Source organism: Ideonella sp. P3_A4 (genome assembly GCF_056403075.1).
Genome location: NZ_JBFUGE010000308.1, coordinates 1 through 7282 on the forward strand (window position 1 = coordinate 1; position 7282 = coordinate 7282).

Consider the following 7282-nt stretch of genomic DNA (forward strand, 5'->3'; position numbering starts at 1 on the left):
GGCATGTGGTGCTCTCTGGCATGTGGTSCTCTCTGACGAGGGGCAATCATCACCCGACAGGAGGGCGCGATCGAGACCGAACAGATCCGGTATCGCGACGTATTTCCCAGTGGCCCAGGGGTGCGTTTCTGTGACAGAGCGCTGCTGGTTCAATGCCCCCTTTGGTCGTGTGGGGCAATGCGCTCATGTGTGATGTGCACCCGGCGTTTGCTCGCGTCGCCGGCGGCGACTCAGCGCCAGGATCGCGGCAGTGGCCTTGGATCAGATGCCGCAAGCGCGACGACCTTCAGCAACCGTCGTCATTCAAGGTCGGCCCAACTGCTGATCGTTCGGCTGTAGCAGCCCAGCAGGTCTATCTCATCGCAGGGCACCTGCTCCTCGGTGTCCTTCAGAACCTCGCCGCTCAGCTCGGCAATCCGGTCCGCGGTGGCCTTGTAGGGAGCGACGCTGCGCTGTTGCATCTGGTGGTCGTACATCCGAAAGCTGTAGACCGACAGGGTATGGGGCACGTTCATCGGGCGCTCCAAGCGGTTGGTCTGGGAAGGAAGAGCTGATTGAGGCAAAGGCGAGGGCGCCGGCGGCACCCTGACTTCGATAACCTGTGAGAGTAAGCCTATGCCCGCATCTGTGCCGCAATGTCTCGCTGTCGATACGGATATTCAGAAAGGTAAGCGGAGCCACGCACGATCCCGGCGCGGTGCGCAGCATTGCTACGCCGGTGACCAGGCGTTGCGCTTCAGGCGTTYAACCTGGCTGCACGAGGATGGCCGCCGTCGCGCCATCAGTCTGAACCATGGCCGTAGCTGAACGCCCGCGTGATCGTCCACGAGTTGTCATGCCGGTGCCACAGAATGGAGAATTCCGCGCGGCCTTCGCATGGGTGTGTTCCGCCGCCAGGCTTGAAATGGCAGAACCGGTGCTCGCCGCGCGCCAGTGCGCCGTAGTCCTTGATCGGCCATACCTTCAGCGTGCCGGGAACCAGCTCGCGCTGGAACTTGCCGCACACGTTCTCCTTCGTTTGGGAGATCATGACGTCGCGCGTCCAGGTCACTCCGCCAAGGTCGTGATAAAACTCAACGTCCGGCGCGAAGAAGCTCGCGTACTCGTCGAGCTTGCCGGGGGCCGCGCAGTCATTGAATGCGGCGAATGCGGCGGCATCGAGCGCGGCGATCGTGTTCGCAAGCTCCGAATCTGGCGAAGCCTTGGCCGCGCTTCCGGCGGCGAGGCAGGCAGCAAGCATCAGTCGAGGTATCGGGTTCATCGGGTACCTTGTGAAATTGAGCGTGCCGCACTGGGCAGCGACGGGCCGGCGTCGGGCAACGGCGCCGCGATCGTTGTCGTTCGCGGCACGACAGAACGCAGCGCGAGCCGACGAGCGTCGTTGGCCCGAAGCACCGCTCGCCGTCCAGCGCGTGGGATGAATCTTGCTTCCTCGGCCAAAGAACCAACGAGCTGCCTTACTGCCGCCACAGGCAGGCTGCAAGATTCAGACAGAAGGGGAGGACCATGGAAGATACGGATGCGGTTGATCGCATGTCTGTGGATGACGAACGGTGCGCTGACCTGCAGCGGAAGGTCAAGCAGTCCGTTCTGGATCTCATCGCCCACACGGGAAGCTGTGCCTTCATGGTCGACATCGGCGTCAGCGACGAGGAAAAACTCTACCTGGCGTTTGGCACCATGCCGCAGATCCTGGCCCTGATGAACGACGCAGGAGCGCCCATGCCGACGGGCAACACGGGCTGCTTGGCGCCGACTCTCGTTCACTAGCCTTGAGCCGGGTCGCGAATGGGCGAACCGCTCGCGCTGCGGCCGGGCCGCTGAAGCGGGCTTTGCAAAAGTCGCCAATGCGCGTGGCCAGGCGTTGCGATAAAAAGATCTAGACAAAATGTTCTAGAACAAATATTCTGGGTTCACTGTCGAACTTCAAAGACGTGAACGACCATGGCGACCGCCCCCAAGCCGACCGCTGCCGAGTTGGAGCTGCTGAAAGTGCTCTGGCAACTCGGCCCTGCCACGGCGAAGGCCGTGCACCTGCAAGCGCTTGAGACGCGGCCCGACATGGCCAGCGCAACAGTGCTGCGCCAGTTGCAGGTGATGCATGCCAAAGGCCTGGTGACGCGCGACGAGAGCCAACGCTCGCATGTCTATGCGGCCAAGCAGCCGCAAGGGCAGCTGCAGACCAGTTTGTTGCGCGACTTCATCGGCCGCGCCTTTGCCGGGTCGGGTAAGGCGCTGGTGCTCGCGGCGCTGCGTGGCCATGTCAGCCGCGAGGAGAGGGCGGAGATCCAGCGCCTGCTGGCCGAGAGCGACTCCAACGAGGCGAAGAGATGAACCTCACGCTCGATGATGGGGTCACCCGCCTGGGCATGGCGCTGCTGCATTTCGTCTGGCAGGGTGCCTTGATCGGCTGCGTTAGCGCAGCCGGCCTCGCCTTGCTGCGCAACGCGCGGTCACAGACCCGCTACGCGTTCTGCGGCGTTGCGCTGCTGCTGTGCCTGATGCTGCCGCTCTGGCAAGTGCTGGCCCCCACGGAGCTCAACACCGCGTCTGTGCAGGCGCCGGTCCACGTCGGTCCAGTGATGGCGGCCGTGCCACATCGTGCGGTCACGCTGTCCGCGGCGACGCTGCAGCCCGGCCTGCCCACAGTCGTGTTGCTGTGGGGCATTGGCGCGGCGCTGATGTCGTTGCGGTTGCTGCTGGGCATCGCGTGGGTGTGGCGGCTTGGCTCCGCTGCCGGCGCTGTTGTCCACCCGATCGCTGCGGTCTGGCACGAGCGGCTGGCCGTTCTGGCCAAACGCATGGGCCTGCGCCGGCTGCCGCGTCTGCGTGTGCTCGAGGGTCTCGGCGGGCCGATCACTGTCGGCCGCTGGCGCCCGCTGATCCTGCTGCCCGCATCGCTGCTCACGCAGATGCCGACCGAGATGCTCGAGGCGCTGCTGGCGCATGAGCTCGCGCACATTCGCCGCTTCGACTATGTCGCCAACCTCCTTCAGAGCGTCGTCGAGGTGCTGCTGTTCTATCACCCRGTCGTCTGGTGGCTGTCGMGCCGCATCCGCATCGAGCGTGAACAGATCGCGGACGACCTGGCGGCCGAGGCCCTCGGCGAACCGCGGCGCCTGGCGCTCGCTTTGTCGGAACTGGCCCGATTCCAGTCCTCGCACCACCAACTCGCCCTCGCGGCACAAGGAGGAAGCCTCATGACACGCATCAGCCGCCTGATTCAACCCACCCGACAACCGCTGGGCTGGAAGCTGCTGCTTCCGATGGCCGGGCTGACTGCACTGGCGATTGCCGCGCAGGCATCCGGCGTGACGACACCGGCAGCGCCAGCCGTGCAACCTGCGCAGCACGCGTCCGCCGCACCGGCAGCGCCGAGCGTCAAGCCTGTCTCTGACACGATCACGCTCAACGACGCCAAGCAGCCGTTTGCCTTCGCTCTTGTATCGGGTGAGAGCGGCAACAGCATCATGTCGGGCAGCGACAAGGACATGCGCGAACTGAAGGCCCGGCGCGCCGCGCTCCATGGTGACTTCTTCTGGGTGCGCCAAGGCTCGCAGCGCTACGTCGTGACCGACCCGGCGGCACTCGCTGAGGTGAGGGCGGTGTGGGCGACTGTCCAGGCGTTCGATACCGAGATCGACAAGCTCAGCCAGCAGATCGATGCGCAGGCCGAGGTCACGGAACGCATCGCGCACGAGGTCGAGGCAGCACACGACGCCCCGTCGGCCGAACTCGAGGCGCTGCAGAAGCAGCTGGCGCAGTTGCAAAAACAGCGCGACAAGGTGCAAGCCGATGTCGACAAACTCTCACGCAAGATGGCTGCCACGCGCGACGAGAAGCGGCTTGCGCAGCTCGAAAAAGAGCAGGAGCGACTCGACGGGGCGCTGGAGCCTCTGGACGAATCGATCGAGGCGTTGAGCGATCAGATGGAACGCATCGGCGACGCCCGCGAGCAAGCCTTGAACCAAGTGCTTGCGAAGCAAGAACAGGACGCAGACAAGACCATGGAAGAGCTGAGCCGCCAGATGGAGGCGATCAGTCAGAAGCAGGAAGCCGCGGCCAAGGTCGCCGAACAACAGCTGCGCACACTGATCAACGACTTCCTCAAGCGTGGGTTGGCAAAGCAGGGCTGATCAGCGCGCAACGCACAGGCTGCGAGGCGCGTCCTCTGTCGCGCCTCAGATGGGTGCTCAGATGGGTGGTTTGGGGTTTACCCACCCAGACGAGGCTTGGGCCGCCCGTGCATGAAAGCAGTCGGGTAACAATGGGGCCATGAACATCCCGACCTCCCGATTCCGTCTCCTGGCCGCCTTGTCGCTCACGCTGGTCGCGGCCGGCTGCGGCATGTTCTCCGGGTCCCAGACCGGGGCCAAGCTGCCGCCCGATCTGTCGACGTCCTCGCTCGTGGTGCTGTACCACGTCCACCTCGGTGTCGACGAAGACGACTTCACCGACCACATCGTCTACCTGAACGGGACGAAGGTCGGCCGCCTCAACGCGGGACAAGAGTTGCGCCTGCAGGTTGCGCCTGGCGTGAGCCAACTGAACATCATCCCCGAGATGCGGTGGCTGGGCAGCACGCGCCAGGACCCGCTCAAGTACAACATCGAGCTGGCCAAGGGTTCGACGCGATACCTGCGCTACCGCACGGCCTCTGGCGAGGGCCGGATCTTGCCGACCGGCGGTGCCGTCCTCGCCGACCGCGATCTGAGTCCGGTGACCGAGCCGGAATACGACGCCAGGAACTGAGCAGCGCTTCTGCCGCCGGGCCGCGCTCCGGCGGCGCGCATGTGCGTCGCCGCCGGCAGGCGCCTGATCTCAGCGTGCGGACCTGAACGACGAGCTTGTCATCATGACGCGGCTCCGCCTCTGGGCTTGCCTCTCAGCGGGTGCCAGTGACCTCGATCTCGACGCGGCGGTCAGGCTGCAGGCATGCGATCAGCTTGGCATTCGGCGTCTGGCCCGGGCATGTGTTGGCCTGCGTGACGGGCTGCGACTCGCCCTTGCCAACGGCGCTGACCTTGCCGGCATCCAAGGCGCCCGTGCTGACCAGGTAGGCCTTGACTGCATCCGCGCGCTGCAGGGACAGCTTCTGGTTGTAGGCAGTTGTTCCCAGTCTGTCCGTATGCCCCTCGACGGTGATCACGGCGTACAGAGTGCCTCGCGTCTGCGCCACGAAACCGTCCAGCGCTGCGCGGCCCTCGGGCTTGATCGCCGCCTTGTCGAACGCAAACAGTGACTCGGCCGAGAAGCTCACCCGCCGGCGCTCAGGAGCCACCGGAGCGGGCGGCGGGGGCGCCACCACCACGGGCGGCGGCGGCGGCGGGGGCGGTGGTGGTGACGGCGGAACGGCGACCGGTGCCTCGGCCGCACGAGGCGGCGCTGCGGGCTCCCCGCCGAACGGAAACACCAGGCTGACCAACACAGCGTCGACGTCCCCGTGGTGGCCCACAGCATCGTTGATGCGGTAGCGCTCGACCTCGCCGCGCAGGACGAAGCCCGGGCTGAACGCATATTGCAGCCCACCGCCGAATTTGTAGTTGGTCTCGCGCTTGTCGGGATTCGCGTCGAGCACACCCACCGCGCCGGTGCCGCTGAACCTGTCGCGCGCACTGGCCATCTGGGCACCGACCCGCCCGATGGCGGAGAAGCGATCGGTGAAGGGCAGCTTGCCAACGAGATCCAGGTTGATGCCCTGCAGCTTGATCTCTCCCTTGAGCGTGCCCGGCGGCGTCGTGGTGGCGCTGAAGCCGTACTTGCCGAGATTGAAGTAGCCGGCCTCCACGCCAAAGTAGCGGCTGAACTGGTAGCCGCCGAATAGTCTGAATGCCGTGTCGCGCTCGTCACGCGTGAACCTGGTGACCGTGAGCCCGCTGCCCAGCAGATTGGCGGTGATGCGCTCTTCGTCGATCGTCGCGCGCGACGGCCCAGCGGAAAGGCCCAAGTAGAACTGGTTCGCCTCCTGGGCGACGGCGGGAGCAACCAGCACCAGGCAAAGCCCGGCCGGCGCAATCAGGCGCATGGTGTGTGTGGTGTTCATCGTGTGCTTTCAGGCAGGCAGATGGTGTCGGCGGCGTCGGCCGCCATGGCCGAGGTCATGGCGCGACGATGGTGGTGTTGACGAGCGTCACCGACGCCGTCAGGCCGATGGCTCGTCCGATAAGCGTGGTCTGTATCGCCTGGCCGGCGGTCGAGATCGTGACGCCAGCCGGAGCGATGAGGGTGCCGACCATCGTGCTGCCGTCTTCGATGCGGGCCGCACTGCCGACCTGCCAGAACACGTTCTTCGCTTGCGCGCCATTGACGAGCAGCACGCTACGCGGCGTGGCGCTCAGCCCCACTGTGAGGGCCGCGGCGCTCTGGAACACCCAGACCGCGTTGCCATCGCCTTGGGCATCCAGCGTCAAGTCTCCGGTGGTGATGTCGAAGGTACCGCCTGCGGAGGTGTAGACACCGGACACCAACACCTGCCCGCCAAGTTGACCGGCGCCGGGGTCGCCGCCGGGAGGCAATGCCGCCAGGGCGGTGTAGGCGGCCAGGGCATCCGCCCGCGCCTGAGTGGCCACGGCCAAGGTAGCCAGCGTGCCCGGTGCCGGTGGGCCGCAGTTGATGCTGCCGTTGACGACGCCGATGTTCAGCGGCGTTTCCGTGTACACGTTGACCGCGTCGTGGAAGCCGGTAATCAGCGTGCAGGCCGCGGTGGTGCCCAGATTGCCGCCGACCACGGTGTTGATACCCTGGTTGGTGACACCCGCACCGCCGCCAAAGGCGCCGAAGGAGGCGGCGGTCCCGAGGTCGACCGCGGTCAGGCAGGGCTGGGTTCCGGTTGAGAAGCTCCAGGTCCGGTCGATCGCCAGCGGGTTACCCGCCAGGTCCGTCACGCCGGCGATGCCGGACGCGATGGTGACGTCGAAAGTCCGGCTGGGGGCGAAGCCGCCCGGGGCCGTCGGAACGAAGGTCGCCACGCGACTGGCCACGTCGTAGCTGACGCTGCCGGGCACGGCGACGCCGGTATCGGCGACGCTGAAGGTCGTCGTATCGATCGTTGCCGCGTCCATCGGCTCGCTGAACGTGGCGCTGACGGCCGTGGTCAGGCACAGGCCGGTGCTGCCGTCGGCCGGGCTGATGGCGGTCACTGTCGGCGGCGTGGAGTCGCCGGTCGCACTGGTGGTGAATGTCCAGACCTCGGGGCCTGCGCCCGGCAGCACCGCGGTGTTGCCGGCCAATGCGTTGCCGGCCAGGTCGGTGGCCGCGATCGTGATCGTGGCGGTGAACAAGG

Annotated in this window: 8 protein-coding genes; 4 read left to right on the forward strand and 4 right to left on the reverse strand. The window is 66.1% G+C overall.

Features of this window, described 5'->3' with window-relative positions:
* Window positions 1-299: 299 nt before the first annotated feature.
* Both AC1DYI_RS22270 and AC1DYI_RS22275 read right to left on the reverse strand, forming a co-directional pair.
* Complete coding sequence (locus AC1DYI_RS22270) at window positions 300-515, reverse strand: hypothetical protein (protein ID WP_477206321.1); 216 nt, start codon at window positions 513-515, stop codon at window positions 300-302.
* 266 nt (window positions 516-781) lie between these two features.
* Window positions 782-1261: a nuclear transport factor 2 family protein gene (locus tag AC1DYI_RS22275; protein ID WP_477206322.1), complete on the reverse strand. Its 480-nt coding sequence runs from the start codon at window positions 1259-1261 to the stop codon at window positions 782-784.
* A 245-nt stretch (window positions 1262-1506) separates the two neighbouring features.
* On the opposite strand from AC1DYI_RS22275, the gene AC1DYI_RS22280 reads away from it, so the two are divergent.
* The 4 genes from AC1DYI_RS22280 (at window position 1507) to AC1DYI_RS22295 (ending at window position 4752) form a co-directional block, all read left to right on the forward strand.
* Window positions 1507-1770, forward strand: coding sequence for a hypothetical protein (locus AC1DYI_RS22280; RefSeq protein ID WP_477206323.1), 264 nt, complete (start codon window positions 1507-1509; stop codon window positions 1768-1770).
* A gap of 174 nt (window positions 1771-1944) precedes the next feature.
* A complete protein-coding gene (locus tag AC1DYI_RS22285; protein WP_477206324.1) occupies window positions 1945-2334 on the forward strand; it encodes a BlaI/MecI/CopY family transcriptional regulator in 390 nt (129 codons plus the stop codon).
* Window positions 2331-4136: a M56 family metallopeptidase gene (locus AC1DYI_RS22290; RefSeq protein ID WP_477206325.1), complete on the forward strand. Its 1806-nt coding sequence runs from the start codon at window positions 2331-2333 to the stop codon at window positions 4134-4136. Before AC1DYI_RS22285 ends, AC1DYI_RS22290 begins: the two co-directional genes overlap by 4 nt.
* A gap of 139 nt (window positions 4137-4275) precedes the next feature.
* Window positions 4276-4752: a hypothetical protein gene (locus tag AC1DYI_RS22295; RefSeq protein WP_477206326.1), complete on the forward strand. Its 477-nt coding sequence runs from the start codon at window positions 4276-4278 to the stop codon at window positions 4750-4752.
* Between the two features lie 133 nt (window positions 4753-4885).
* On the opposite strand, the gene AC1DYI_RS22300 is transcribed toward AC1DYI_RS22295, so the two are convergent.
* Together AC1DYI_RS22300 and AC1DYI_RS22305 are read right to left on the reverse strand one after the other, a co-directional pair.
* Entirely contained in the window at window positions 4886-6043 is a 1158-nt protein-coding gene (locus tag AC1DYI_RS22300) for an OmpA family protein (RefSeq protein ID WP_477206327.1), read from the reverse strand.
* Between the two features lie 55 nt (window positions 6044-6098).
* Window positions 6099-7282: ice-binding family protein (locus tag AC1DYI_RS22305; protein WP_477206328.1), on the reverse strand; the 1184-nt coding region annotated here is incomplete at its 5' end.